At 67.9% G+C, this 24,905-nt stretch carries 26 protein-coding genes and 1 tRNA gene; 16 read left to right on the forward strand and 11 right to left on the reverse strand.

All coding sequences use genetic code 11. The annotated features are described in order from the left end of the window. Nucleotides 1–2 precede the first annotated feature (2 nt). Nucleotides 3–635 carry a hypothetical protein gene (locus ACWF4Z_RS21180; protein WP_452244809.1) on the forward strand — a complete coding sequence of 211 codons (633 nt, stop codon included), beginning with the start codon at nt 3–5 and terminating at the stop codon, nt 633–635. A gap of 12 nt (nt 636–647) precedes the next feature. After that, complete coding sequence (locus tag ACWF4Z_RS21185; protein ID WP_452244810.1) at nt 648–1,640, forward strand: MazG family protein; 993 nt, start codon at nt 648–650, stop codon at nt 1,638–1,640. Here the strand turns inward: ACWF4Z_RS21185 and ACWF4Z_RS21190 are convergent. Together ACWF4Z_RS21190 and ACWF4Z_RS21195 are read right to left on the reverse strand one after the other, a co-directional pair. After that, nucleotides 1,637–2,311, reverse strand: coding sequence for a hypothetical protein (locus tag ACWF4Z_RS21190; protein WP_452244811.1), 675 nt, complete (start codon nt 2,309–2,311; stop codon nt 1,637–1,639). The genes ACWF4Z_RS21185 and ACWF4Z_RS21190 overlap by 4 nt on opposite strands. Then, nucleotides 2,311–3,930 carry a helix-turn-helix transcriptional regulator gene (locus ACWF4Z_RS21195; protein ID WP_452244812.1) on the reverse strand — a complete coding sequence of 540 codons (1,620 nt, stop codon included), beginning with the start codon at nt 3,928–3,930 and terminating at the stop codon, nt 2,311–2,313. Before ACWF4Z_RS21195 ends, ACWF4Z_RS21190 begins: the two co-directional genes overlap by 1 nt. Nucleotides 3,931–4,638: 708 nt before the next feature. Here ACWF4Z_RS21195 and ACWF4Z_RS21200 point away from each other — a divergent pair. Beyond that, nucleotides 4,639–5,763 carry an OmpA family protein gene (locus ACWF4Z_RS21200; protein ID WP_452244813.1) on the forward strand — a complete coding sequence of 375 codons (1,125 nt, stop codon included), beginning with the start codon at nt 4,639–4,641 and terminating at the stop codon, nt 5,761–5,763. 12 nt (nt 5,764–5,775) lie between these two features. Continuing rightward, nucleotides 5,776–7,125 carry a hypothetical protein gene (locus ACWF4Z_RS21205; protein WP_452244814.1) on the forward strand — a complete coding sequence of 450 codons (1,350 nt, stop codon included), beginning with the start codon at nt 5,776–5,778 and terminating at the stop codon, nt 7,123–7,125. Between the two features lie 490 nt (nt 7,126–7,615). Here the strand turns inward: ACWF4Z_RS21205 and ACWF4Z_RS21210 are convergent, their stop codons facing one another. After that, on the reverse strand, nt 7,616–8,047 hold the full coding sequence (locus ACWF4Z_RS21210; protein ID WP_452244815.1) for a hypothetical protein: 432 nt from the start codon (nt 8,045–8,047) through the stop codon (nt 7,616–7,618). Next, on the reverse strand, nt 8,044–8,277 hold the full coding sequence (locus tag ACWF4Z_RS21215) for a hypothetical protein (protein WP_452244816.1): 234 nt from the start codon (nt 8,275–8,277) through the stop codon (nt 8,044–8,046). Before ACWF4Z_RS21215 ends, ACWF4Z_RS21210 begins: the two co-directional genes overlap by 4 nt. 197 nt (nt 8,278–8,474) lie before the next feature. On the opposite strand from ACWF4Z_RS21215, the gene eno reads away from it, so the two are divergent. Genes eno through ACWF4Z_RS21235 form a run of 4 tightly spaced genes read left to right on the forward strand, consistent with a single transcriptional unit; the run spans nt 8,475 to nt 11,770 of the window. Next, nucleotides 8,475–9,755, forward strand: coding sequence for a phosphopyruvate hydratase (gene eno, locus ACWF4Z_RS21220; protein WP_452244817.1), 1,281 nt, complete (start codon nt 8,475–8,477; stop codon nt 9,753–9,755). Between the two features lie 17 nt (nt 9,756–9,772). After that, the gene (locus ACWF4Z_RS21225; RefSeq protein WP_452244818.1) at nt 9,773–10,378 is read left to right on the forward strand and encodes an FtsB family cell division protein; all 606 of its coding nucleotides are present in this window, start codon (nt 9,773–9,775) and stop codon (nt 10,376–10,378) included. After that, nucleotides 10,375–10,857: a DUF501 domain-containing protein gene (locus ACWF4Z_RS21230; RefSeq protein ID WP_452244819.1), complete on the forward strand. Its 483-nt coding sequence runs from the start codon at nt 10,375–10,377 to the stop codon at nt 10,855–10,857. The genes ACWF4Z_RS21225 and ACWF4Z_RS21230 overlap by 4 nt, the downstream gene beginning before the upstream one ends. Nucleotides 10,858–10,864: 7 nt before the next feature. After that, entirely contained in the window at nt 10,865–11,770 is a 906-nt protein-coding gene (locus tag ACWF4Z_RS21235; protein ID WP_452244923.1) for a Ppx/GppA phosphatase family protein, read from the forward strand. Here ACWF4Z_RS21235 and ACWF4Z_RS21240 read toward each other — a convergent pair. Continuing rightward, nucleotides 11,767–12,339 (reverse strand): TetR/AcrR family transcriptional regulator, encoded by a 573-nt coding sequence (locus ACWF4Z_RS21240; RefSeq protein WP_452244820.1) that lies wholly within the window; start codon nt 12,337–12,339, stop codon nt 11,767–11,769. The two genes, ACWF4Z_RS21235 and ACWF4Z_RS21240, sit on opposite strands and share 4 nt — an antisense overlap. 175 nt (nt 12,340–12,514) lie before the next feature. On the opposite strand from ACWF4Z_RS21240, the gene ACWF4Z_RS21245 reads away from it, so the two are divergent. Genes ACWF4Z_RS21245 through ACWF4Z_RS21255 form a run of 3 tightly spaced genes read left to right on the forward strand, consistent with a single transcriptional unit; the run spans nt 12,515 to nt 15,834 of the window. Beyond that, on the forward strand, nt 12,515–13,936 hold the full coding sequence (locus ACWF4Z_RS21245) for an MFS transporter (RefSeq protein WP_452244821.1): 1,422 nt from the start codon (nt 12,515–12,517) through the stop codon (nt 13,934–13,936). A gap of 44 nt (nt 13,937–13,980) precedes the next feature. After that, nucleotides 13,981–14,958: an aldo/keto reductase gene (locus ACWF4Z_RS21250; protein ID WP_452244822.1), complete on the forward strand. Its 978-nt coding sequence runs from the start codon at nt 13,981–13,983 to the stop codon at nt 14,956–14,958. Between the two features lie 45 nt (nt 14,959–15,003). Continuing rightward, the gene (locus ACWF4Z_RS21255) at nt 15,004–15,834 is read left to right on the forward strand and encodes a uracil-DNA glycosylase (RefSeq protein WP_452244823.1); all 831 of its coding nucleotides are present in this window, start codon (nt 15,004–15,006) and stop codon (nt 15,832–15,834) included. Nucleotides 15,835–15,949: 115 nt separating this feature from the next. Here the strand turns inward: ACWF4Z_RS21255 and ACWF4Z_RS21260 are convergent. The 3 genes from ACWF4Z_RS21260 to ACWF4Z_RS21270 form a co-directional block, all read right to left on the reverse strand. Continuing rightward, a tRNA-Leu gene (locus tag ACWF4Z_RS21260) sits at nt 15,950–16,033 on the reverse strand. A 14-nt stretch (nt 16,034–16,047) separates the two neighbouring features. Continuing rightward, nucleotides 16,048–16,596, reverse strand: coding sequence for a peptide deformylase (locus tag ACWF4Z_RS21265; protein ID WP_452244824.1), 549 nt, complete (start codon nt 16,594–16,596; stop codon nt 16,048–16,050). Beyond that, nucleotides 16,593–17,099, reverse strand: coding sequence for a glycine cleavage system protein R (locus ACWF4Z_RS21270; RefSeq protein WP_452244825.1), 507 nt, complete (start codon nt 17,097–17,099; stop codon nt 16,593–16,595). Before ACWF4Z_RS21270 ends, ACWF4Z_RS21265 begins: the two co-directional genes overlap by 4 nt. Nucleotides 17,100–17,202: 103 nt before the next feature. On the opposite strand from ACWF4Z_RS21270, the gene ACWF4Z_RS21275 reads away from it, so the two are divergent. Both ACWF4Z_RS21275 and ACWF4Z_RS21280 read left to right on the forward strand, forming a co-directional pair. Continuing rightward, nucleotides 17,203–18,321, forward strand: a complete 1,119-nt coding sequence (locus ACWF4Z_RS21275) for a sensor histidine kinase (protein WP_452244826.1) — start codon at nt 17,203–17,205, stop codon at nt 18,319–18,321. Further along, nucleotides 18,318–18,974, forward strand: a complete 657-nt coding sequence (locus ACWF4Z_RS21280; RefSeq protein ID WP_452244827.1) for a response regulator — start codon at nt 18,318–18,320, stop codon at nt 18,972–18,974. The genes ACWF4Z_RS21275 and ACWF4Z_RS21280 overlap by 4 nt, the downstream gene beginning before the upstream one ends. Before the next feature lie 58 nt (nt 18,975–19,032). Here ACWF4Z_RS21280 and ACWF4Z_RS21285 read toward each other — a convergent pair whose 3' ends face one another. The 3 genes from ACWF4Z_RS21285 to ACWF4Z_RS21295 all read right to left on the reverse strand — a co-directional run bounded on the left by ACWF4Z_RS21285 (nt 19,033) and on the right by ACWF4Z_RS21295 (nt 21,663). Further along, nucleotides 19,033–20,340, reverse strand: a complete 1,308-nt coding sequence (locus ACWF4Z_RS21285; RefSeq protein WP_452244828.1) for an NAD(P)/FAD-dependent oxidoreductase — start codon at nt 20,338–20,340, stop codon at nt 19,033–19,035. Between the two features lie 294 nt (nt 20,341–20,634). Further along, nucleotides 20,635–21,120, reverse strand: coding sequence for an N-acetyltransferase family protein (locus ACWF4Z_RS21290; RefSeq protein WP_452244829.1), 486 nt, complete (start codon nt 21,118–21,120; stop codon nt 20,635–20,637). A gap of 42 nt (nt 21,121–21,162) precedes the next feature. Further along, on the reverse strand, nt 21,163–21,663 hold the full coding sequence (locus ACWF4Z_RS21295) for a DinB family protein (RefSeq protein WP_452244830.1): 501 nt from the start codon (nt 21,661–21,663) through the stop codon (nt 21,163–21,165). A gap of 73 nt (nt 21,664–21,736) precedes the next feature. Between ACWF4Z_RS21295 and ACWF4Z_RS21300 the strand changes: the two genes are divergently transcribed. The 3 genes from ACWF4Z_RS21300 (at nt 21,737) to ACWF4Z_RS21310 (ending at nt 24,876) form a co-directional block, all read left to right on the forward strand. Further along, nucleotides 21,737–22,486, forward strand: coding sequence for a DUF4118 domain-containing protein (locus ACWF4Z_RS21300; protein WP_452244831.1), 750 nt, complete (start codon nt 21,737–21,739; stop codon nt 22,484–22,486). A 244-nt stretch (nt 22,487–22,730) separates the two neighbouring features. After that, complete coding sequence (locus tag ACWF4Z_RS21305; protein ID WP_452244832.1) at nt 22,731–23,558, forward strand: Bax inhibitor-1/YccA family protein; 828 nt, start codon at nt 22,731–22,733, stop codon at nt 23,556–23,558. A gap of 91 nt (nt 23,559–23,649) precedes the next feature. Next, on the forward strand, nt 23,650–24,876 hold the full coding sequence (locus ACWF4Z_RS21310; RefSeq protein WP_452244833.1) for a VOC family protein: 1,227 nt from the start codon (nt 23,650–23,652) through the stop codon (nt 24,874–24,876). Nucleotides 24,877–24,905: the final 29 nt, after the last annotated feature.

A 24,905-nucleotide genomic window follows, 5' to 3' on the forward strand; every position in this document is an offset into this window, starting at 1 on the left:
CGGTGAGCACACGACGGCTTCGGGCTCTCGGTGTAGCGGTGGCGACTGTGCTGCTGGCCGGCGGTTGCGCGGCGGGGACCCACCCCGGTGCGGCGGCCGTGGTCGGCGGGACCGAGATCAGCGTCGGGGACCTCGACAAGACCTCGCGCGCGGTGACGACGGCCCTCGGGCAGGACTTCACCAGCACCCTCACGCTGAACCAGTTGGTGATCAACGCCCTGTTGGAGCAGATTCGCCAGCAGAAGTCGGTCCAGGTCACCGACGCCGAGATCGCCGCGGAGACGAAGACCGTGGTCAATGACCCGGAGGCCTACGCGCGGTTCCAGGCCGACCCGCTGACGCGCGACTTCCTGAACCAGGTCGCTGCGGGTCAGGTCACCCTGCTCAAGCTCGGCGGCGGCACTTCGTTCAACGATCCGCAGTCGCAGGCACAGCAGCAGAAGGGCGGCGTCGCGGCTCAGGAGGCGGCGAAGAGCATCAAGGTCTCCATCGCGCCGCGGTTCGGCCAGTGGAGCGACGGCGCGATCAACACCACGATCTCCGGCTCGCTGTCCGCCGAATCCGCGCAGGCCAAGGCCAAGCGCGAAGCCGCCGAGGCGCAGCAACAGCAGCAACAGCAGCAGCCGCAGGGCTGAGCCGTCGATCCGGTGACAGGCGACGCGGCGGGTTCGATCACGGTCGTACTGACCAGCCCGCGCGTCGCACCTGGGTTGCTCACGCGGGCCGCGTGGCAGTCGTTGGAGGCCGCCGACGACATCGGCGCGTCCGGCGGTCCGGCGCGGCCTGATGTCCAGGCCGTGGTCGGCTCCGGCCTGCCCGTCACTCACGTCGAGGGCGATGTCGCCGACCACTGGGCGTGGCTCTCTGAGGCGGCCGGATCAGGTCGTCGGGTTGCGTGGCTGGTGGGCGATGACGGCGAGCCGGGGTTGTTGCGGGTGGTCGCTGACCAGTTGAGCCGCGAGCCGCGTCCGCCGTACGAGGTGGAGATCGTGCACGGGTCGTACGACGTAGCGGGCGCACGGCTCATCGATCTGATCCGGGTGATGGACCAGCTCCGGCGGCACTGCCCGTGGGACCAGAAGCAGACCCATCTCAGTCTGGCGAAGTACCTGCTCGAGGAGACGTACGAGACGCTCGAGGCCATCGACACCGGCGATCGCGATCATCTTCGCGAGGAGCTCGGCGATCTGATGCTGCAGATCGCGTTCCACTCGCGCATCGCGGAGGAGAACCCGGACGAGGGGTTCACCGTCGACGATGTGGCCGGTGACATCGTGGAGAAGCTGATCCGTCGGCACCCGCACGTCTTCGGCGACGAGCAGAACAAGGATCTCGCGGCGGTCGAGGCCAACTGGGAGACCATCAAGGCCGCGGAGAAGCAACGAACCTCTGTGCTGGAAGGGATTCCGCTCGCTCTTCCCGCGCTGGCCCTTGCCGACAAGGTGCTTGGTCGCGCGACCAAGCTCATCGGCGACGACGACGCGGCGCCGGAGCCGGTCACGGACGCCGAGCGGATCGGGCAGCAGTTGCTCGACCTGGTTCGCGCGGCCCGCACCCTCGACGTCGACCCCGAACAAGCACTCCGCGGCACGGTCCGGTCGCTGGCCGACCGGATCCGCACCGCGGAGCAGGACTCCTAGCGAACCGCTACCGAACTTGTTGCCTTAAGCATCGATGCCGTGCTCTGCGTGCAGAGACCGTAGACGATCGGGGTCTCCGGGCCGAAGGACACTCCCAGCAGCTCGGCGTCGCGCCGTTCGACGGCCACCGCATGCCGCTGTTCGGGCACGAACCCGATCCACGAGTACGACGGTGTGTCGCTGGGGAAGATCTCCGCACCGGCCGGGACCGACAGATGCGCGTTGATCATCGTCAGCGCCTCGGTGACGGGCTGCCCGTCCTTGATCCCGATCACGCTATGGGCCTGCCAGACCTGAACGAAGTCCGGCACCAGGCCGGTGGTCAGTTCGCTGTCGGCCGCGAGCTTGCCGCCGAGCAGTTGGTCGACGTGGGCGGTCAGCCACGCCGGCACCGCAGTGGTCACCCGGCCGGTGGGCAGAGCGGAGAAGTCCGCCACGCCACGGATCCGGATCGTCGGGGAGCTCAGCACCCCGGGATGCGTGCGGTTCGCCTCAGGCGCGCGCACGCAGGCCAGAACCTCACGCGTGTCGCCGGCCTCGCGGGTCATCGTCAGCGCGAGAACGGGCGCGTACGTCGCGACCGGTTCTGTAGACCCCGCGGTCAGTTCCAGCGCATCCAGCCATTCGCGCGGAACCCGCTTGAGGTCGTGGTCAACACCAGTTGTGTTCATCAGCCCTTCACAATCTCCAATTCTTCGAGCACGGAAAAGAACCAGTCCCCCGCTTGCATGCGTGCGGTGTCGAGGAAGTCGTTGAGTTTGACGTTCTCGTCCCGCAGATCCTGCTGGCCCAGGGCCTGGGTGTCGCCGGTGTCGAGCAGGGCCGCTTCGAGGCGGCCGACGGACGACAGCCATTCGTCGGCGAGCCGCTCCGGGTCCCCCTGCTGCCCGCTTGCGGCGATCCGGGCCTTCAGCTCCTCGCGGTCGCGGGGAGTCAGGTCCAGATGGAACAACCGTGGAACGACCGGCATCAGGCGGTGGCCCTGCGGGTCGAACTTTTCAACGATCCACAACGGTTCGGGTAATGCGATCTCCTGGAGCGCACCGACCGGTACGTCGGCGCCGAACTCGTCCAGGAGTCCGTGCCGGGCGGCCCGGCTGAACGCCTCCGAGGTGACACTCGCCTCGCGATCGCCGGCGATCAACGTACGACGGGCCTCGTGGCTCGTCGATGTCGAGCGAGGCCCCCGCTCGCCCGTCCCGCTCAGATCCTCGTCGGAGATATGGCTGCTGACGAGTTGGTACTGAGCGGCCTCCGGATCGGACTTCAGATCCTTCTGCAGCAGGACCCGGCGGCCGAGCGGGCGCCCAGGCCGCTCGGCGTAACCATGGACGAGAACGAGCGCGACCCCGAAGCCGAAGTTTCCGGCGGCTCCGCCGCCGGTCCCCGCCACCTCACGCTCGGAGTCGACACCGAGCTGGAAGTAGCTGGACAGGCGGTGCCGCGCGGCCGGTCCGGCCGGCGTCGACTCGTTGCTCTCCTCGACGACGACGACGGCCTTCAGATGGGTCAGCGGCGTCCGGTCGCGGACGAGATCACGGTAGTGCGCCTCGATCAGCTGGATGAACGACGACTCGTTCGAGACGGCGACCGGGATGACGTTGAACTGGTGCGGCTCGATGTTCGGCAGGGCCGGCCAGACGGCGCACTGATTGCCTTCCGCGGTCCCGACCAGCACGAAGGACTGCCGGACCTCGTCGGACTCGTAGAGCTTGATGTCGTAATCGAGCGGGCCTTCCTCCGGATGCAGCTTCCCGCCGACCGCGAGGGCCTCGAAGATCTTGGTGATCTGCTTCTGCACGTCCCAGGTGGCGGCGGCCGGAACCGCCGTCCCGCGGAGCTGCTGCTGGCGGGCGTGGCTGGGAAAGACGATGGTCACCCGCTCCGGGAGGTTGATGCGGGAGCGGGTCAGGAGCGCCAGGATGTCGAGCTCGTCGGCGACGACGATGACGAGGCGGTCGAGCCCCGGAGAGCCCAACAGCTCCTCGAGCAGCGCGTCCCGCAAGGTCGGCTGCTGCGCCGGCCGGGCCGGCGACGCGAACTGGGCCCGGGCGAGCTCCTCCAGCTCTGGCCGATTGAGGACCTCGGCCAGCTTCGGGGCGTGCTCGAGGGACAGGTCCTGGTTCGCACCTTCGAGCCGGTTGATCACATAGCGGCTCACGTCGATCCGGGAGCCGAGCGCCGCCTGGCTCAGGCCCAGCTCGTTGCGCGCGGTGCGGATCAGGCGGGAGATGGCATGCCGGGTCTCCAGCGCGTTGTCAACGGACGGGGCAGCGGGTGTCTCGGTCACCGCCTTCTCCTTCTGAGAGTCGTCGCTCAAAGGGATGGACTACCGCGTGCGAGCTGAGGGGACGCCGTCGGCGCCATGAAAGCAGTGGATGATCGGGACTTCGCGCAGGCGCGCCGCGCAGAAGTTCACAACCGTGCGGCACAGCCTATCCCTGCTCTTGGAACACTCCCTCCCGACCCCGTTCCAAGCGGGTGTTTAACATTGTGCGTGACGTGCGCACCTGTGCATAGAGGGCGCGCACATTTGTATTGACCTCTCGCACATGCCGCACTTACGCTGAGTTCGAGGCTAATAACGAAGAGGCGGCCCGGTTGCACCCGAGCCGCCCCACATCACCGAGAACCCGACGACTTAGGCCAAGTGAGGGGTCGAGTCAGTGATGACACAAAAGCCTAGCCCATGCTGTGCCATGTGCAACACACTTTGCACAATTCACCGAGACACGACGGGGAACGTCGTACGACGTCCGTCTTTCGCGCACCTCCGGTCGGGAGGTGCGCGATGAGTACGCGGAGTTCCGGATACCGCACGGCGCGTCGGCGCCCGGTGCGGATGACCGGCCGGCCGAGTGGTCGGCCCGGTAAAAGGCCCAGCGGGCGGTCGAGCCGACGGTCCGGTGGCCGGTTCGGCGGTCTGTCGAATCCGCGGTCGAGGAAGCGACGGGGCTCGCGGGGATGGATCCTGGGGCTCGCGATTTGCCTGCTGGTCGTGATCATATCGGCCTCGGCCGTCGTCTACGCCGCGCGGGAGCGGCGTGCCACCGGGCCGGCGCTCGGCGGAACCATCATCTACACCGCGCCGACGGCGAATCAGGCAGCGATCCGTATCGCCGGTGCGGCGCGCTCGATGATCGAGCAGGCCGGGCTTGCGCATCAGGCGGTCCGGTTGGTTCGGGTTGAGGGCAACGGCGCCGTCAGCTCCACCACGCTCGACCTGACTCCGCGGGTCGACGGGAAGCCGGACGGCGAGCCGCTGAAGGTTCAGGAGCGGGCAGTCGAGGAGATCGCGCGCTCGATCACCAAGCTCGAGGACCAGCTGAACGAGAAGAGCTCGACGGTCGCCGGGCAGGCGCTGTTCGCCGGTCTGTCGAGGGCGAGAGTCGATACGTCACGACCGGTCTTCGTCTTCTCGTCCGGGCTGGACACCACCGACCCGATCGACTTCCGCAAGCTCGCCTTCGACGTAGCACCGGCGAGCCTGGTCCAAGACCTGAAGGCCGCGGGTGAGCTGCCTGCTCTTCGCGGCGCGGCGATCACCTTCGTGGTCCTGGCCGAGTCGGGACCGCAGGCGGCCTTGCGGCGTCCGCAGTCCGCTTATCGCGAAGCGCTCTGGAGCGGTCTGCTCAAGGCGGCCGGAGCAACGACGGTCCGGTTCGAATACCCCGATGCGGTGGTGTCCAGCTCGACGCTGGCCGCGCCCGCGGTGGCGGTCCCGCCACCACCAGGGACGCCGGTGCCGGCGCGGACGACGCGCATACCCGGCGAGAAGACCTGCACGCTGAGTGCGGCGACGTACTTCGCCTCGGACAAAGCAGACCTGCTCGCCCGGCCCGCGACGCTGCGGGCGCTTGCGGCCTGCGTCAAGACGATCGGTCCGGCCACGCGGGTCTCCGTCGAGGGGCACACGTCCACCACCTCCAAGCGACCGAACAACCCGGTGGCGCTTCAACTCAGCACGCTGCGGGCTCAGGTCGTGGCCGGCCTGCTCGTGCAGCTCGGAGTCGCGCGCAACCGCATCGACATCAAGGGCTTCGGGAATGTGAATCAGCCGTTCCCCAGCCCCAGCGACCCCAGGAACCGCTGCGTGGTCGTCCGCTTCAACAACGCCAGCTGACAGGAGACGGCGATGACCAGCCAGGTGATTCCGTTGCCGGACAACGGAGCCTACGAACCCCAGCACGGGCCGCAGTACACGCGCAGGGAGGCCGTTCGGGCCGGCCTGTGCAGCAAGGAGGAGTACGTGATCGCCTCCGCCTACTACGAGTACGTCGTACGCAATCATCAGCTCAGTGGCACGCCGCGCGGCGAGTGGGAGCCGCAGGCTGTGGTCGGTCACCAACTGAGTGCGCCGTACGAGCGTGACGCGCGGGACCTGCTCGCGATGCGCCTGAAGAACCAAGTCGAGCCGCCGCTCGACGCGATCGACCGGCTCTGCGACGACGTGGAGACGTCGATCGACGCCGCGAGCAAGCTTCCCGGTGATCTGAGTACGCCGGAGACCAACAAGGTGTACGGCGGACGCACGGCTGCCGATCGGGTCGACTGGCTGACCGATCGGGTCGAGACCGACCGCGCCGACGGACACCGTCACCACGATCGGGCGCCGGCGTGGTTGCGGCTGATCGCGCACGTCGCGCCGTGGGCGGAGGCGCTCGGCTTCCTTGCGTTCCTGACGTACTACCTGAACGTGCCGATCGTGAGTCCGTGGCGGGACTGGATGGGGTGGACGTTCTCGCTGATCCTCGTCGTCTACATCATGCTGGGGCAGACCTGGTTGGTGGATCACGCCGCTCGCGCCCACAACCACGCGCGCGAGGCACAGGCCGACGGTCAGAAGCACCACGCCGAAGCCAGTAAGCGGCAGCGGCTCTGGTATCTGCTCGTCACCGGGACCGTGGCCCTCGGCATCACCACGGCCCTGATCGAACGCGGTCTGGACGCACTCGGCCAGGCCGAGACCGCGGTGACCGTCGTGATGGTGATGCTGGCCGTCACGACCGGCTTGCTGATGCCGACCCTGGCGTTCCTCGGGAAGGCGCTCGACGGCAGCAAGGTGTCGCGCGAGCGGGACGCGCTGTCGGCCGACCTCGACGCAGACCGCGACCGGTACGACGAACTCGTCGAGCAGGCCGAAGCCGACCTGGCCGTCGCCCGCAGCCTCGACCGCGAACTGGTCGAGAAGGTCGTCCCAGCGATCCTCCGGGATGCGCAACACGTCGTCGACGAAGCAAGAGCGCCGTACAACTTCCTCCGCCTCCAGATCGGCGGCCTGACGCACAGCATCGACCACACCGCAACCGTGGAGGTAGCCACCCGCCCACCCATCCACAACAACATCCCAGGCGCCGACCCGGTCAGCCTCCAACCAGTAATCGACCGAGACACCCGCCTAACCGCCCTACGCACCCGCCTCACCGACCTAACCCTCCGCCTCCACCACCTCCCACCCCACCCCTGGGACCACTCGACCCACTGAACCAACCCCACAAAGAAAGACCGGGCTATTAAAGAAGTACTGAAGAGGGTTATTCATAACCCCAGAGAAGAAGCGCAAGGAAAGAAAAGGACAGAGACAGAGACAGAGAAATAGAGTGGCTGGGTGCCTGGCGGGCTCGGTGCGTAGGTGGGGCCAGTCGGTGGCCGGCGGGTGAGGAGTGCAGCGGCTCACCGCATGCGAGGGATCGGGGCTGCCGAGGACCAGGCACTGAGTGAGCGGGCTCCAGGCCATCACAATCCGCGGCTCCGGTGGATGTCAGGCGTGAGTCGCCTGCTGGACGACGATTGTGATGGCCTGGCGGTTCGGGAGGATCTCTTCCCTGATCAGGCGTGATCAGGCGCGATATCCTCCCAAACCTCCTTCCCGCCGCCGACCTCAGCCGGGGGCCCAGTTCCCTCTCCATTTTTCTGTACCTGTCTTTCCCTGCTTTCGTTCCGGCGCTGCCAGGCTGGTGGTGCCGGTGGATGGGTCAGAGCCGGTCGGCGGCGACGACGGAGATGTGTTTCTCGTCGCCGACCAGAGCGGTGAGGTCGTCGAGGTCGGAGGTCGCGATGACCACCTGGCCCGCCTCGGCGAGGGCGGTCGCCACCACGATCGCAGCGACCGCCTGCCCGGATCCACGCCGTGCAGCGCCGATCAGCCGACCAGCTTGCTCGCCGATGGACCGCGTCACCGGCTGAACGACAATCCCGTTCAACACTCGATGGACGCCGGCGTCGCGCGGCGCGCCGCGGAGCGCTTCGGCGAGGATCGCCGCCGACGTGACGACGCGACGACCGTCGGCGTACGCGGCGTGCAGGCGTATGTACATCGCCCGGTCGGTTGCGGCGCGGGACAGACCTTCGTTATCGAGAACCAGCGTGCCCTGAGCCGTCGGGCCGATCCGCTTGCGTGGACTCACCGGTCGGGCCACTCGGCCCTGGCGCGGGCGAGCTCTTCCGCTGTCACCGGCGCCTGGTTCTCGGCCAGTTCGGTGAGCAGGTCGCCGAGCCGATCGTGCTCCAATTGGCGAATCAAGGCGTCCGTGACGTACGCCGACACGTTGCCGCGACCGGCCCGCGACCGCAGCTCGTCCGCGACGTCCGACGGAATCGTCACGCTCAGCTTGTCGGTATGCGCAGCCTCGCTCATGCCCGAATCCTACCATTGGTGGGATCGCGTCTGCCGCCAAGAATCCCGTCCCGCCAACGATGATCGGGGGCCGCCGGAGTGTTGTTGACGTCGGAGGTAGTGGTGGGTGGGATCGTTGGGGGGACGTGGTCCACTGGGTGTGCTGGTCTGGCGGCTAGGCTCGGGGCGATTCGTCATCGAGAGCTTGGGAGTCAATAGTGGCCACCATCGAGGCCGTCGGCGCGCGCGAGATCCTGGACTCGCGCGGCAACCCCACTGTCGAGGTCGAGGTTCTTCTCGACGACGACACCGTCGCCCGGGCGGCCGTGCCCTCGGGTGCGTCCACCGGTCAGTTCGAGGCCGTCGAGCTGCGGGACGGCGACAAGGACCGCTACAACGGCAAGGGTGTCCAGAAGGCGATCACCGCCATCCTGGAGGACATCGACAAGGAGATCGTCGGGTACGACGTTCACGAGCAGCGGCTGATCGACCAGGCCCTGATCGACCTGGACGGTACCCCGAACAAGGCCAAGCTCGGCGCGAACGCCATCCTCGGCGTCAGCCTCGCCGTGGCCAAGGCGGCCGCGGACAGCGCCGGCCTGCCGCTGTTCCGCTACGTCGGCGGACCGAACGCGCACGTCCTGCCCGTCCCGATGATGAACATCCTGAACGGCGGCGCCCACGCGGACAGCAACGTCGACGTCCAGGAGTTCATGATCGCGCCGATCGGTGCGGCCACGTACGGTGAGGCGCTGATGCAGGGCGCGACCGTTTACCACGCGCTGAAGGCGGTGCTCAAGGAGCGCGGCCTGTCCACGGGCCTCGGCGACGAGGGCGGTTTCGCGCCGAACCTGGCCAGCAACCGCGAGGCGCTCGACCTGATCGCGGTCGCGGTCGAGAAGGCCGGCCTGACGCTCGGCCTGGACATCGCACTGGCGATGGACGTCGCCGCGAGCGAGTTCTTCACCGAGGGCGTGTACGCGTTCGAGGGCGGCAAGAAGTCGGCCGACGAGATGATCGCCTACTACGCCGACCTGGTGTCGTCGTACCCGATCGTCTCGATCGAGGACCCGCTGAACGAGGAGGACTGGGACGGCTGGAAGAACCTCACCGGCCAGCTCGGTGACAAGATCCAGATCGTCGGCGACGACCTGTTCGTCACCAACGTCGAGCGGCTGCAGCGCGGGATCACCGAGAAGTCGGCGAACAGCCTGCTGGTCAAGGTCAACCAGATCGGCTCGCTGACCGAGACCCTGGACGCGGTCGACCTGGCCCACCGCAGCGGCTTCACCTGCATGATGAGCCACCGCTCCGGCGAGACCGAGGACACCACGATCGCCGACCTCGCGGTCGCGACGAACTGCGGCCAGATCAAGTCCGGCGCCCCGGCCCGGTCCGACCGCACCGCCAAGTACAACCAGTTGCTCCGGATCGAGGAGGAGCTCGACGACGCGGCGACGTACGCCGGCCGCCTGGCCTTCCCTCGCTACCAGGGCTGACCCAGGGGTGATCTGACATGCCGTCCCGTCGGGAATCCGGTGCACGCCCTGGCTCGCGTCCGTCGAGCAGAACACAGTCGCGTCCACCCGCCCGGCGGGGCGACCAGCCCAAACGTCGTACGACGGGGACCCCGGCCGGACCGGTCCGCACCCGCGGCTCGCGGAATCTGACCGGCCGGGCGGCCGTCGTACTGCTCGTGCTGGGGGCGTTGATCGTGTCGTACGCGCAGAGTCTGCGGGTGTGGTTCGACCAGCATCAGCAGATCACCTCGCTGCAGCAGGAGATCCGGGACCGGGAGAAGCGGGTCTCGGAGCTGAACGACGAGATCGAACGCTGGGACGACAACGCGTACGTGAAGGCGCAGGCGCGGCAGCGGCTCGGCTGGGTGATGCCGGGCGAGGTCGGCTATCGCGTGATCGGTGCGGACGGCAAGCCGGTCGGCGCACCACCTGCGCCTGCGGCACCATCCGACGGTACGGCGGACGCCCAGAAGCCGACCTGGTACACGAAGCTGTGGGGGAGTGTCGAGGGAGCCGGCCAGCCACCGGCGCCGGCGGTGAAGCCGACGGTCACACCGACCCCGAAGCCCGTCCTCACGCCGTCGCCTAAGGTGACCAGGTGAGTGTTAGTCCTTCCGATCAAGAAGCGGTCAGCAAGCAGCTAGGGCGGACGGCGCGCGGCATCCGGTCGGTGGCGCATCGCTGTACCTGCGGCCTCCCGGATGTCGTCGAGACCGAGCCGCGGTTGCCGGACGGTACGCCGTTCCCGACCACGTACTACGTGACCTGCCCGCGCCTCGCGTCCGCGATCGGCACGCTCGAAGCCGAGGGCATGATGAAGGAAATGACGGACCGCCTCGGGACCGATCCCGACCTGGCGGCGCGCTACCGAGCGGCCCACGAGTCCTACCTCGCACATCGCGAATCCATCGCCCACGTAGAGGAAATCGACGGCATCACCGCCGGCGGCATGCCGACCCGCGTCAAATGCCTTCACGTCCTGGTAGGCCATTCGCTCGCCGCCGGCCCAGGCGTAAACCCCTTGGGCGACGAGGCCCTGGAAGCCTTGGACGACTGGGGTCGCCGAGGCCCGTGTGTCTGAAGAACCGGTGCGGGTGGCTGCGGTTGATTGTGGGACCAACTCGATTCGGTTGTTGATTGCTGACCTCGTCGACGGTGAGTTGCGTGAGGTGGATCGGCGGATGACGATCGTTCGGCTGGGGCAGGGGGTGGATGCGACGGGTGCCTTTGCTCCGGAGGCTTTGCAGCGGGTGTTCACGGCGGCTGATGAGTTCGCCGCTGCTGTCCGGACCGCGGGTGTATCGCGGTTGAGGTTCGTCGCGACGTCCGCGGCGCGGGATGTGAGTAATCGGGACGAGTTCTTCGCGGGGATCCGGCAGCGGTTCGGTGTCGAGCCAGAGATCATCTCGGGGCGCGAGGAGGCCGAGCTCAGCTTCCGAGGTGCCACGGACTCGCTGGACGTGCCCGCGCCGTACCTGGTCGCCGACATCGGCGGCGGCTCCACCGAGCTTGTCCTGGGTGACGCGACCGGCGTGATCGCGGCGGAGTCGCTCGACATCGGCTCGGTCCGCCTGACCGAACGCCACGTCAGGTCGGATCCCACCACCGCGACCGAGCTGGCCGCGATCGGCAAAGACATAGATTCGTTGCTAGATGCAACGACAGTGCCGGTACGCGAGGCCCGCACCTTCATCGGCGTCGCAGGTACGGCGACCACCGTCGCGGCAGTCGCCTTACGGCTCCCGGAGTACGACCGGAACGCCGTTCACCACGCCCACCTCACCGCGGAAGCCCTCCGCGCCACCACCACGTGGCTGACGACGTCGAGTCGCGCCGAGCGTTCCGCCGTACGGTCGATCCACCCCGGCCGCGTCGATGTCATCGGCGCCGGCGCCCTCATCCTGCAATGCCTCTTCGACCGCATGACCGTCGCCGAGTTGATCGTCTCCGAGCAAGACATCCTCGACGGCGTCGCCCTCTCCCTCAACGACTAACGGGCGCGCACTCCCGCCAGCGCTATCTCGAGGACACGCTCTCGTTGGGCGTCATCTACGAAGCCCGCCGCGGTCAGCCCACTGACCATTCGGAGCACGTCGTCGAAGTTGATGTCGGCCCGCGCTTCGCCGGCCTGCTGCGCGCGTTCGAACAGCGGTGTACCCGCGGCGTACATCGCCTCCCGCGCATCCCGGAACCGGTCCGTGTCGCGGTTGAGTGATTCGAAGATCGCGCGCTTGGTCGCGGCGTACTGCACGAAGCGCTGCAGCCAGGTGGTCAGCGCCTCCCACGGCGGCAGGTCCGCGACCTCCTCGGCCTCGAGGCAGAGCTCTTCGATCTCACCGAAGTACACGGCGTTGAACAGGTCCTGCCGGGTCGGGAAATTCCGGTACAGCGTGCCGATCCCGACACCCGCATGCCGAGCGATGTCCTCCAGCGACGCGTCAGCGCCCTTGCTGGCGAACGCCTCGCGGGCGGCAGCGAGCAGTGCGTCGAAGTTCCGCCGCGCGTCAGCCCGCTGCGGACGTCGTACCTCGACCTGCAACACCGGCCTGCTCTGCTCAGTCACACGCCATCACCACGTCATCACCCTAGCCACATCCAGCCGTCCACAACCCCCGGCCCTTGATACCGGAGGCATCCCTCCGTTATAGTGGAGGCATACCTCGACTTTACCAGGCCGGGGAACTCTCGCGCCGCGACGCACTACCTGGCGCACCCCTACCCTTTCGAAGGACTTCTGCATGCCTGTCATCAGGTCTGGAAACCCACGGCTGACGCTGGCGGTGCTGGCGACGGTGGTGGCGTCGTTCTCGATGCTGCAGTCGCTGGTGAGCCCGGCGCTGCCCGTGATCCAGCATGAACTGCACACAACTGCGAGCACCGTCACCTGGGTGTTCACCGCGCTGCTCCTGTCCGTTTCGGTGGCGACCCCACTGCTCGGGCGGATCGGCGATATGTACGGCAAGGAACGCACTCTGCTGTTCGGCCTGATCGCCCTCGCGGTCGGCTGTCTGCTCGCGGCCCTCGCGCCGAACGTCGGCGTCCTGATCGTCGCCCGGGTCATGCAAGGTGTCGGCGGAGCGGTCTTCCCGCTGTCGTTCGGCATCATCCGCGACGAGTTCCCGGCCGAGCGGGTGCCGTCCATGGTCGGTGTGGTGTCGGCGATCATCGGCGCCGGCGGTGGACTCGGGATCGTGCTGGCCGGCCCGATCGTCGAGTCGCTCGGGTGGCGCTGGCTGTTCTGGATCCCGCTCATCGTGACTTTGTTGTCGGTCGTGATGGTTCGCCGTTACGTCCCCGAGTCGCCGATCCGGGTGCCCGGCCGGATCGACTGGCTGGCCGCGTCGCTCCTGTCCGGCTGGCTGATCTCGTTGCTGCTGCCGCTGAGCATGGGCAGGTCGTGGGGGTGGGCCTCGTTCCGGACCATCGGATTGTTCGCGCTTGCCGTCGTACTGCTGGCCGGGTGGGTCACCGTCGAGCTACGTTCGCGAAACCCGCTGATCGACATGCGCGTGATGCGGCTCCCCGCCGTCTGGACGACGAACCTGGTCGCGATGCTCTTCGGTGCCGCGATGTTCGCGGCGTACGCGTTCATCCCGCAGTTCGTCCAGATCCCCAAGGTTGCCGGCTTCGGGTTCGGCTCGAGCGTTTCGCAGGCGGGTCTGCTGATGCTGCCGCTGCTGATCACGATGTCTGTCACCGGTGCCTTGAGTGGACCGTTGTCCCCGCGATTCAGCGCCAAGGCCCAGGTGGTGTTGGGTTCTGGACTGAGCCTGGTCGCGTCGCTGCTCTTCGCCGAGTTCCACGACCAGCCGTGGCAGGTCGCTCTGTCGACGGCGATCTTCGGCCTCGGTCTCGGGCTCGTGTACGCCTCGCTGGTCAGCCTGATCGTGCAGAACGTCCCGCGTGAGCAGACCGGCGCCGCCACCGGCATGAACGCCAACATCCGCACCATCGGCGGATCGATCGGTACGGCGCTCGCGAGCTCGATCATCACGGGTCACCTCCAGCCCAACGGCCTTCCCGCCGAAGCCGGGTTCACCGACACGTTTCTTCTCCTGTCCGCGTTCGCCGCCGCGGCGGTTCTGCTCGCGCTGGCCATTCCAGGTGCGCGGCGCAGGGTCGCGCCGGCCGTTCAGCCGGTGGAGGAGCTCGTGGGCTGAAAGCCTTGACCTGGAGTGCACACCAGGCGGCAGAGTGCGTAGGCATGATCCAGCGAACCATCGGGAGTCGCCGTACCGTCAGCGCGCTGTGCCTGGGTGCCATGAACTTCGGGACGACAACGGATCCAGAGATCGCCACCGCGATCCTGGACCGTTTCGTCGCCGCCGGGGGGACCTTCATCGACACCGCGAACAACTACAACCAATGGCACGGCGCCGGCGGGGACAGCGAGCGATTGCTGGGCCGCTGGATGCGATCACGGGGTAATCGCGACCAGTTGGTCATCTCCACCAAGTGCGGTGCGCTGACAACCAAGCCGGGTGATCCCGGCGACGAGCACTGGGAAGGGCTCGGTGCCGCAACCGTCGAGGCTGCTGTCAAGGGCAGCCTCGAGCGGTTGGGTACGGACCGCATCGACCTGTACTACGCGCACATCGACGACCGGGCCACTCCGCTCGACGAGACCGTCGGCGCGTTCGGACGACTCGCCGCGGATGGGGTCGTTGACCTGGTCGGCTGCAGCAACACCACCAGCTGGCGGCTCGAACGCGCTCGCCGGTTGGCTGCCGACCAGGGGGTCGAGGGCTACTCGGTCATTCAGCAGCATCACACGTACCTCTGGCCCAGCCCGCTGGCGCAGGGGAGCGGTCATCGTCGCGGCAGCCGGCACTTCCCGCACGCCGGACGCGAGCACTTCGACTACCTCGAAGAGCATCCGGACATGACCCTGGTCGCCTACGCATCCCTGCTCGGCGGCTCCTACGGTCGCCCCGACCGCCCGTTCCCAGCCGAACGAGGCTACGCACACCCGACCGCCTACATGCGCTACGAGGTCCTACGTGAGATGGCCGCACAAACCGGCGCCACCCCAAACCAACTAGTCCTGACCTGGATGCTCCACCAGCCGTTGCCGATCATCCCCCTCTTCGCCGCGTCAACCCTCGCCCAACTCGACGAGTCCCTGGAGGCCGTCGACATCCAGCTGACTCCCGACCTGCTAGCCCGCCTCGACAACGCCTAACCCCGCCGCTCTCCCCGATGACGCTCATGGTTCTAGTGTGGTGGGGTGAAGCTGCCGCATCCGTTGACGGGGGAGATGTTCGAGAGTCCGGTGCCGCCGGGTATGGGGTGGCCGGAGGATCCCGCCGTACGACGAACTCCAGTGGCTCGGGATGCCTCGGACGTGCTGCGGTTGGCGCAGACTGACGACCTGCGAGAGCTGGAGGCGCGCGTGTCGGTGTGCCGTGCCTGTACCCGGTTGGTGGAGTGGCGCGAAGAGGTTGCCGTAGGCAAGCGAAAGTCCTTCGCCGACCAGCCCTACTGGGGCCGCCCGATCCCCGGCTGGGGTGCCACCGAACCACGCATCGTCATCGTCGGCCTGGCCCCGGCCGCGAACGGCGGCAACCGCACCGGCCGCGTCTTCACCGGCGACCGCTCCGGCGACTGGCTCTTCGCCGCCCTCCACCGCGTCGGTCTCGCCAACCAACCCACCAGCGAACACGCCGGCGACGGCCTCCGCCTGGTGGGTACCCGCATGATCGCCGCAGTCCGCTGCGCCCCACCCGCCAACAAACCAACCCCAGTAGAACGAGACACCTGCGCCCCCTGGTACCGCCACGAACTCGAGCTGGTCCTCCCCACCACCCAAGCCATCATCTGCCTGGGCAAGTTCGCGTACGACGTTCTCCTGACCACCCTCGCCACCCTAGGCGCCGACGTCCCGAAACCCCGCCCCACATTCGGCCACGCCACCGAACACCACCTGACCACCCCGTACGGCGAGGTCGCGGTCCTAGGCTCCTACCACCCCAGCCAGCAAAACACCTTCACCGGCAAACTCACCGAACCCATGCTCGACGCAGTCCTAACCCGAGCCAAAACCCTCGCCAACCCGTAGCCCCCGCCCCCGCCCCCGCCGCTGGCTGCCAGGGCCGACTTTGTGCACGAGATCCGTACGCCGGGCGCCGCAGGGCACGGATGTGGTGCACAAAGTCGGATCTGGAGAGGCGCGGTGGTGCCCGGGACGGGATTCGAACCCGTACGCCTTTCGGCTGGGAGGTTTAAGCTCCCTGCGTCTGCCGTTCCGCCACCCGGGCCGCGACACTCAAGGCTACTGGTAGACCTTGCGGGGATAGATCGCGTGGGCGCCGGCGACCCGGTCGACGAAGAGTTTGCCGTTGCAGTGGTCGATCTCGTGCTGGAGGGCGCGGGCCTCGAAGGCGTCGGTGGTGATGGTGAGCTCGTCGGTCGTACCGGGCAGGACGCCGGTGACGGTCAGCCGGCCGGCGCGTTTGACGTCGCCGGTGAAGTCGGGGACGGACATGCAGCCCTCGCGGGCCTTCTCCTGGCGGGTGGCTTCGACCACGACCGCGTTGCAGAGGACGAAGACGCCGTGGCAGGTGCGGGTTTTCGGGTGACCGGTCACGTCGAGCGCGAACATCTGGGCCGCCACCCCGACCTGCGGCGCCGCGAGCCCGACGCAGCCGGGGGAGACGCGCATGGTCGCGACCAGGTCCGCGGCGAGCTGGAGCATGGCCGGATCGAGTGGATCCACGGTTGCGCCCTCGGTGGCCAGGACCGGGTGCGGCGCCCGTACGACGTCGAGAACGTCCCCGGCGACCTCGAGTTCGGCCGGGGTCCAGGCGGAGATCACGGTCACAGCTCGTCGCTCTCCGCGGGTCGTAGGGTCACGCCGACGCCGAGCTCCTCGCCGGTGATCTCCAGCGCGCGGAAGAGGATCGCCAGCTGTGCGGACTCGGGCAGCTCGACCTCCGCGGTCAGCACGTACAGCTCCCCGCTGAGCCGCGTCGACAGGTCCGTGATCGTCCCGCCGGCCGACGCGATCATCCGCGTGACCGCCGCCACGATCCCGGGCCGGTCCGCGCCGTGCACGCTCAGCATGTACGGCGCTCCGATCGGCGCGTGCTCGTGTTCGGGGCCCATTTCGCGGACCGTGATCACCAGTTCGCCGCGCAGTGGCTCGAGCGCCGCCTTCACCTCGTCGTACGGCCCGGAGCAGACGATCATCATCGCGAAATGACCGCGCAGCAGCGTCATCGAGGAGTCCTCGAGGTTGACGCCGGTCCCGGCCAGGGCCTCGGTGACGTCCGCGATGATGCCGGGGCGGTCCGGGCCGATGACGGTAACAGCGAGCTGACTCATGCCGGAAACCTACCGTTGACCTAAGTAGCCGAAGAAAACGACTTCGGTATCCGGACAGCCACGAACGGCCCGTGGAATGCTCACCCACCGCTACATTCGAGACATGACCGGGTCCACGCGCCGCCGCAGCCGACGCGACTGGGTCGTGGACACCTTCATCTTTCTGTTTGCCGTCAGCTTCGGCCTCTGGACCTACACCGACAGCCAGAACGACCCGATCAGCTCGGGACTCCTGGCGGCGGATTTCTACTCGGGAATGGCGTTGTGCCTGACCCTGTGGTTCCGCCGTCGCTGGCCGGTCCAGTTGGCCCTGGTCGCGGCCGTGGTCTCGATCTACTCCGACGCAGCCAGCGGCGCGACATTGGTGCTGATCATGACGGTCGCGATCCACAAGCCCTGGCGGAGCACACTGCTTGTCTTCGCGGCCAATGCGATCTCGCTGACCGCGTACATCCAGGTCCGGCAGAAGGGTGAACAGGCCGCGCTGGTCGTGGCCGCGACCGCGATCTACATCGCCGTGGCCGGCTGGGGTCTCTACATCCGGTCCCGCCGGATGCTCCTGCAGACACTCCGCGACCGCGCCGAGCGCGCGGAGATCGTCGCCAACCTTCAAGCGGAGCAGGCCCAGTTGCGCGCCCGGGAGGAGATCGCTCGCGAGATGCACGACGTACTCGGGCATCGTCTCTCGCTGCTGAGTGTGCATGCCGGCGCGCTGGCCTACCGCTCGGACGCGTCCAGCGAGGAGGTCGCCGGGGCCGCCGAGGTCATCCGGGCCAGCGCACACCAGGCGTTGCAGGATTTGCGCGAGGTGATCGGCGTACTGCGAGCGCCGGTAGGAGAGCTGCCGCAGCCGACGTTCGCCGACCTGCCGGCGCTGGTCGAGGGTTCCCGCGAGGCGGGGATGCCGGTCGACCTCGTGCTGGACGCTCCCGGCCCACTGCCTGAGCATGTCGGGCGAACGGCGTACCGGATCGTGCAGGAGGGGCTGACCAACGCGCTCAAGCACGCACCCGGCGAACCGGTGTCCATCAGCGTGACGGGTGCCCCTGGCAACGGTTTGTCGGTCGAGGTGCGCAATTCGGCGCCGCATCGCCGACGAGGAGATGGCCAAGGTTTGAAAGGATTGAGCGAACGCGCAGCTCTGGTCGACGGCCGACTCGAACACGGTCGCACCGCCGACGGCGACTTCCGCCTCTTCGCTTGGCTACCGTGGCCCGCATGAGTATTCGGGTGTTGATCGTTGACGATGATCCGCTGTTGCGGGCCGGGCTGAAGTTGATGCTTGGTGGCGCGTCGGACATCCGGGTGGTCGGTGAGGCCGGGGACGGCGGCGGTGTGCAGGGGCTGATCGACCGGCTCGCTCCGGACGTGATCCTGATGGACATCCGCATGCCCGGCACGGATGGGCTGACCGCGACGGAGACGGTACGGCGACGCCCGGGCGCGCCCGAGGTGGTCATGCTGACCACGTTCGACGCCGACGAACACGTCCTGCGGGCGCTTCGCGCCGGGGCGGCCGGGTTCGTGCTGAAGGACACCCCGCCTGCCGAGATCGTCGATTCCGTACGGCGAGTAGCCGGCGGCCAGCCCGTACTCTCGCCGGCCGTCACCAAACGCCTGATCACCCGCGTCGCGGAATCAGGTCAGGACGACCGCAAGACCCGCGCCCTCGCCCGCCTCGCCGACCTGAACGAGCGCGAACGCCAGATCGCCGTAGCGGTCGGAGAGGGCAAGTCGAACGCCGAGATCAGCGCGACCCTCTACCTCAGCGTCCCGACGGTGAAGACGCACGTCTCCCGCATCCTCACCAAGCTCGACCTGAACAACCGCGTCCAGATCGCCCTCCTGATCCACGACGCCGACCTTCTCCACTAACAGAACAACCAGGAGCGGCACCCGCGAGCTGGGGCACCGCTCCTGTTGACCCCTGAGGTCAGGACTCCGTTGCGCGGCGGAACTCTTCGTTCGGCATCTGGAGGCTGCCGAGTGAGGTGACCTCGCGACGGAAGAACAGCGCCAGCGTCCAGTCGAGGATGACGCGGGCCTTCCGGTTGAAGGTCGGGACGCGGGACACGTGGTACGTCCGGTGCAGGAACCAGGCCGGCCAGCCCTTCACCTTCACGCCGTACAGCTGGGCGACGCCCTTGTGCAGGCCGAGGCTGGCGACCGAGCCGACGTACTTGTGCTCGTAGTCCTGCGGCGGCTGCCCGTCGATCACGCGGAGAATGTTCGCGGCGAGCCGGTGGGCCTGGCGGACCGCGTGCTGGGCGTTCGGCGCGCAGTACGCACCGGTCTCCGACGTCAGATCCGGTACGGCGGCATTGTCACCGGCCGACCAGGCGTCAGCGACACCCTCGATCCGCAGGTTCGCGAGGCACTTGACCCGGCCCTTCTCGTCCAGCGGGAAGTCGGTCGCGGCCAGCGCAGGGTTCGCCTTCACACCGGCGGTCCAGACGATCGTGTCGGCGTCGAACTCGTCGCCGTTGCTGAGGACGACGTGGCCCTTCTCGCAGGACTCCAGCCGGGTCTCGAGCAGGATCTCCATGTTCCGCTTGCGCAGCTGGTCCACGGTGTACTTGCCGAGATCCGGACCGACCTCGGGCAGGATCCGGCCGGTCGCTTCGACCAGTACCCAGCGCATGTCTTCGGGCGTGATGTTGTCGTAGTACCGGGTGGCGTAGCGGGCCATGTCCTCGAGCTCGGCGAACGCCTCGATACCGGCGTACCCACCGCCGATGAAGACGAAGGTCAGCGCGGACTTGCGCAGCGTCGGGTCGGGCTGCGACGACGCGACGTCGAGGCGGTCCAGCACCTTGTTGCGCAGGGCGATCGCCTCCTCGACGTTCTTGAACCCGCCGGCCTGGTCGGCCAGGCCGGGGATCGGCAGGGTCCGCGCGATCGAGCCGAGCGCGACGACGATCTGGTCGTAGGCCAGCTCGTACTCCGGGCCCTCCTCGGGCATCACCTTGGCGACCTTGTGCGAGTGGTCGATACCGGTCACGCGGCCGGTCACCACCCGGCAGCCCTTGAGCGTCTTGCGCAGCGGCACGACCACGTGCCGCGGTTCCACCGAGCCGGCCGCGGCTTCGGGCAGGAACGGCTGGTAGGTCATCACCGAACGCGGGTCGACCACGGTCACCCGGATCCGGCCCTTGCGAGCCGCGCGGCGCAGGCCGTACGCGGTGTACATCCCGACGTAGCCGCCTCCGACGACGAGGATGTGCGGCACCTGGGCTGTCACGCGGTTCACTCTCCCTGAGTGGCTCTCCGACTTCATGTCCCCTTCAGGTTATCCGCTCGTGAAAACTTTCACAAACCCTCTCACGAGTGATCTCACCTACCGGAACACTCCCTCGCCCGAGGGATTCGTCATGCCCTCATGGTGCGGCCCCGCCGGCCTCCGGACCACCCTCGACAGCCGCCGTCACAGAACCGCAAGCCGCGCAGTCACGCTTCGGACTCACCCTCGAGAGCAACCCTGTACCCACTCGGCGTCCGCAACAACAGCCGCCGGTACATCCACTCCGACGAACCCTCAGTCATGCACCTCAGTCTCACGCCCGGAAGGATCGGCCGGCCAGCGGAGTTTGGCTTCCTTGTCGTCTTTGCCGATCTGGTGAAAGCCGAGGCGGTTGTAGAGGCGGCGGGCGTCGGCGTTGTCGTGCTCGACGCCAAGATCCAGCGGTACGCCGGTGCTCGCGGCCTCGGACTGGAGTTGGGTGATGATCGCCGTACCGATGCCTTGGTTCTGGGCGGACGGGAGGAGTTGGATCCCGTTGAGCTCGATCGACTCGGGGGACCGGGAGACGCGGAGCCGGCCGACCGGGATGCCGTCCAGTTCGATCACGGAGACGTCGGTCGCCGGGTCCTCGATCGATTCGAGGTGCCACGCGGCGAACCGGGCCTGTACGGCGGGCTCGGCGAATTCGGGGGAGAGGCGCCCCTGGGCGCGGGTTGCCTCGATCACGACCTCGGTCAGGAAGGCGACGTCGTCGGGGGTGGCTGGGCGAAGCTGGTGCATGGCACCTCAACCTAGGCCCGCGGTCGACGGGCTGCCAGCGCTTTACTCGCCGGTCTCGCCGTCGGTTGCTTCGCGGAGGAGGTCGAGATGGCCGAGGTGGCGGGCGGTTTCCTCGATCAGGTGGGCGAGCGCGTAGCGGAGGGTGAACTCCAGGTCGTGCGAGCGGGCGCGGTCGTCGAGCCCGGCGGCCGCGGTGATCTCGCGGGAGCGGGCGCACTCGGCCCGGTACGACGTCAGCAGGCCGTCGACCGTGTCATCGGTAGCGATCGGGAACGCGCCGTGCGGGTCCTCCTCGGTCCACGGCCACTCCACGTCCTGACCGGCGAAGTCGATCGCGAACCAGAAGCGCTCCACCGCGGTCAGGTGCTTGACGATGCCGCCCGGTGTCAGCGCGGACGGATGAACGGGGTGCGCGAAGGCCTCGGCCTCGGTCAGGCCGGTGAGCTTGATTTCGACCGTCGAGCGAAGGAAGTCGAGCAGGCCGGTCAGCGTACTGCGTTCGTCGGCGTCCTCGGCGGGTCGGATCCGCCTGATCTCGGGCACTCGACCACCCTAGGGCTGATAGACCTTCGTGAGAATCGTTGATTGCCGGCGCCTGGCGAGAGTCAATGGAGGTGTGGAGAGTTACCGCAATCCGGTGTTGGCGGGTTCGTTGCTCGTGCCGCCGGCTGTTTGTGCGCTGTTGACCCCGTTTCGGGACAACTTCGACAATGCGAACGCCGCTCTGCTGCTGGTGGTTGTGGTCGTCGCCGTCGCGGCCTTCGGGATCCGGCTGGCCGGGGTGCTCGCCGCGTTGTCGAGCGCGGTGTGGTTCGACTTCTTCCTGACGGTTCCCTACAACAGCTTCACGATCAACGACAGCGCGGACGTCGAGTTGGCCGTGCTGCTGTTGCTGATCGGTGCCGCGGTCACCGAACTCGCGATCTGGGGCCGGAGGCAACAAGCCCGGGCCTCGCGGCATCGCGGATACCTGGACGGTGTCATCACGACCTCCCAGGCGGTAGCGGCCGGCGGATCCACCGATGACCTGATCGACCAGGTCCGCGCGGAACTGACCGTCGTACTGGGGATCGACCGGGTGAAGTTCGTTGCCGGTGACAAGCAGTCGCAGGCACCGCGGTTGAATCCGGACGGTTCCGTGACGCGGGGCAGCCACGTGCTCAAGATCGAACGCGACGGTCTGCCGACGAACTCCGAGATCGAGCTCGCCGTCCAGCACGCCGGCGAGACCCGCGGCCGGTTCCTGCTCATCGCCGCGACCCGGATCGCCCGCCCCGACCTGGAACAACGCCTGGTCGCCGTGGCCCTGGCCGACCAGGTCGGCGCCGCTCTTTCCACCCAGGAGGCCTTACATCCTCACCTCTGACCGGCCTGCGGGAGCACGACGTCCCGGGTGGCCGACGGTCCCGGCGTCGTGACTGCCCATACAGTCACGACGCCGCCGAACCGGTTTCCCGCGCAACCCCATCGGCGGGCGATTGGGTTGCGCAACTTGCTTGTGGGGTTGGAGTTTCGGTTGGGGAACAGCAGGGCGATTCTCAGATGTTGTTAAGGGTGGGACCGTACGATCGTGCTACGGCCCCGGATGAGGGTCATCAGGAGGAATCACCATGCAGAGCAGTAACCCGGTCCTGAACCGGTCGAGTGCATTCGCGCCTGGCCAAGGCCAGGCGTATCCGGGGGCCGCTCCGTACGGCCGGCCGACTGGCTACGGCTATGGCGGGCCAGGTCAGCCGCCGCAGCAGTACCAAGGTGCTCCGGCCAGCAGCCGCCCCATGACGTTGGACGACGTCATCGTCAAGACCAGCCTGACGCTCGGCGTGGTCGTCGTGGCCGCCGCACTGGCGTGGTGGCGTACGCCGGACAACCTGGTCACCCCCGTGTTCCTGGCCGGTGCGCTGGTCGCCTTCGCGATCGCGATGGTGCTGTCGTTCTCCCGCAAGATCAGCCCCGCGCTGGTGATGGTCTACGCCGCCGCCGAGGGCGTGTTCCTCGGGATCGGCAGCAAGTTCATCGCGAACTGGGTCGGTGACCCGGGCATCATCGTGCAGGCGGTCCTCGCGACCCTGCTCACGGCCGCCGCGACGTTGGCGACGTACAAGTACTTCGCGATCAAGGTGACGCCGCGGTTCACCAAGATGGTGATCATCGCGACGATGGGCTTCGCCGGCGTCCTGCTGGTGAACCTGCTGCTGAGCCTGTTCGGCGTCAACTCCGGGATCTCCGGCTTCGGCCCGCTGGGGCTGGTCTTCGCCGCTCTCGGCGCCGGCCTGGCGGTCTTCAACCTGATCCTCGACTTCGACCTGATCGAGCGCGGCGTCCGCGACGGCGCCCCGCAGAACGAGGCCTGGCGGGCCGCGTTCGGCCTGACCGTCACCCTGGTCTGGCTGTACTGGAACATCCTGCGCATCCTCGCGATCCTGCGCGGCGGTGACTGACCAAACGGACTGAACATCCGCACTGATCACCCGAAGGGCCGGCCCAGGTGGACCGGCCCTTCGGCCTTGTTCGGGCTCTACGCTGACGTCCATGGGCGCTTTTGAGCAGGACGACGGTGTGGGGGACTGGCGCGTCCTCGGGCGTACGGCGAGTGCCTGGTTCGACTCCCCGTCACACGCGGCCGGCGCGGCTTTCGTCGCCCGGATCGCGGAGCGCGGTGGGGCCCTGCCGGATATCGACGTACGCGCGAACGGCCTCCGCGTGCGGATCCCCCTGGATCCACAGGTGGCTCGGGCCATCTCCGAGATCGCCGCCAACCTCGGACTGACCGCCGATCCGACGACCCTGCAGGACTTGCGCCTCGTGATCGATGCCGCTGACCGCCCTTCGGTACAAGACTTCTGGCGTACGGCGCTCGCGTACGAGCCGGCCGGGTCCGCCGAACTCGAAGACCCGCTGCGGCGGGACCCGGTGGTCTCTGTGCGGCAGTTCGACGATCCGCGGCCGTTGCGGAATCGGATCCATGTCGACATCGTCCGCGACGCCCCAGCCGTGGAGAACGCGCGGGAGGTGCTCGAACGCGAGCCGTCCGGCCCGTACGGCGTCCGGATCGCCGATGACGAAGGCAACGAGATCGATCTGGTCCCGGGCGGCGACCTCGCCGACAGTCCCGGGATCGCCGACTGGCGGACCGTTTTCAGCGCTATGGCGTTCTACCCCACCACGTCGGCAACCCAGGCAAGCCAATTCGCTACCGCTGTCGCCGCATTGGCCGACGACGCGGGTCTGCCCATCCTCGTAGACCTCCGCCCGTCCGGTGTGACCGTCGACAGCGGCAAGGACCGCTGGGAGAACGACGAAGGCGAGCCGAAGCCGGAATTCGTCGCGCTGGCAACCAAGATCCAGGCCGCCGCCCACTCCCTGGCCCTGACCGCAGCGCCGGCCGGCGTCCGCTTCGTCCAGTTCGGCATCGATGCGGTCGATATCCCCGCAGTACAGGCGTTCTGGATGGCACTCCTTGGCTACCAGCCTGATCCACGGCCGGAGCTGACCGACATCTACGACCCGTGCCGCCTCAACCCGACCCTCTTCTTCCAGACCCTGGATCCAACAGATCCCCGCCGCCACGAACGCAGCCGAATCCACCTCGAACTCGCCGTACCCCACGACCAAGCTCAAGCCCGCATCAACTCCGCCCTCGCAACCGGCGGCCATCTCCTGTCAGAATCCCCGGACCGCATCCACCTCGCCGATCCCGAGGGCAACGAGGTGGAGCTGCTTGCCCAGGAAACGCAGGAGGCCCGCCCCTCCACCTGAAGGGGCAGGCCTGCTACGAAAAGTTCTCC

It is taken from the genome of Kribbella sp. NPDC055071, from assembly GCF_053608045.1.

Excerpts from the sequence above, each read along its gene's own strand:
- ACWF4Z_RS21190 (WP_452244811.1), bottom strand. The coding sequence starts at position 2,311 with ATGAACACAACTGGTGTTGACCACGACCTCAAGCGGGTTCCGCGCGAA.
- ACWF4Z_RS21275 (WP_452244826.1), top strand. The coding sequence starts at position 17,203 with ATGACCGGGTCCACGCGCCGCCGCAGCCGACGCGACTGGGTCGTGGAC.
- ACWF4Z_RS21270 (WP_452244825.1), bottom strand. The coding sequence starts at position 17,099 with ATGAGTCAGCTCGCTGTTACCGTCATCGGCCCGGACCGCCCCGGCATC.
- ACWF4Z_RS21250 (WP_452244822.1), top strand. The coding sequence starts at position 13,981 with ATGATCCAGCGAACCATCGGGAGTCGCCGTACCGTCAGCGCGCTGTGC.
- ACWF4Z_RS21280 (WP_452244827.1), top strand. The coding sequence starts at position 18,318 with ATGAGTATTCGGGTGTTGATCGTTGACGATGATCCGCTGTTGCGGGCC.
- ACWF4Z_RS21215 (WP_452244816.1), bottom strand. The coding sequence starts at position 8,277 with ATGAGCGAGGCTGCGCATACCGACAAGCTGAGCGTGACGATTCCGTCG.
- ACWF4Z_RS21245 (WP_452244821.1), top strand. The coding sequence starts at position 12,515 with ATGCCTGTCATCAGGTCTGGAAACCCACGGCTGACGCTGGCGGTGCTG.
- ACWF4Z_RS21310 (WP_452244833.1), top strand. The coding sequence starts at position 23,650 with ATGGGCGCTTTTGAGCAGGACGACGGTGTGGGGGACTGGCGCGTCCTC.
- ACWF4Z_RS21305 (WP_452244832.1), top strand. The coding sequence starts at position 22,731 with ATGCAGAGCAGTAACCCGGTCCTGAACCGGTCGAGTGCATTCGCGCCT.
- ACWF4Z_RS21290 (WP_452244829.1), bottom strand. The coding sequence starts at position 21,120 with ATGCACCAGCTTCGCCCAGCCACCCCCGACGACGTCGCCTTCCTGACC.
- ACWF4Z_RS21225 (WP_452244818.1), top strand. The coding sequence starts at position 9,773 with ATGCCGTCCCGTCGGGAATCCGGTGCACGCCCTGGCTCGCGTCCGTCG.
- ACWF4Z_RS21205 (WP_452244814.1), top strand. The coding sequence starts at position 5,776 with ATGACCAGCCAGGTGATTCCGTTGCCGGACAACGGAGCCTACGAACCC.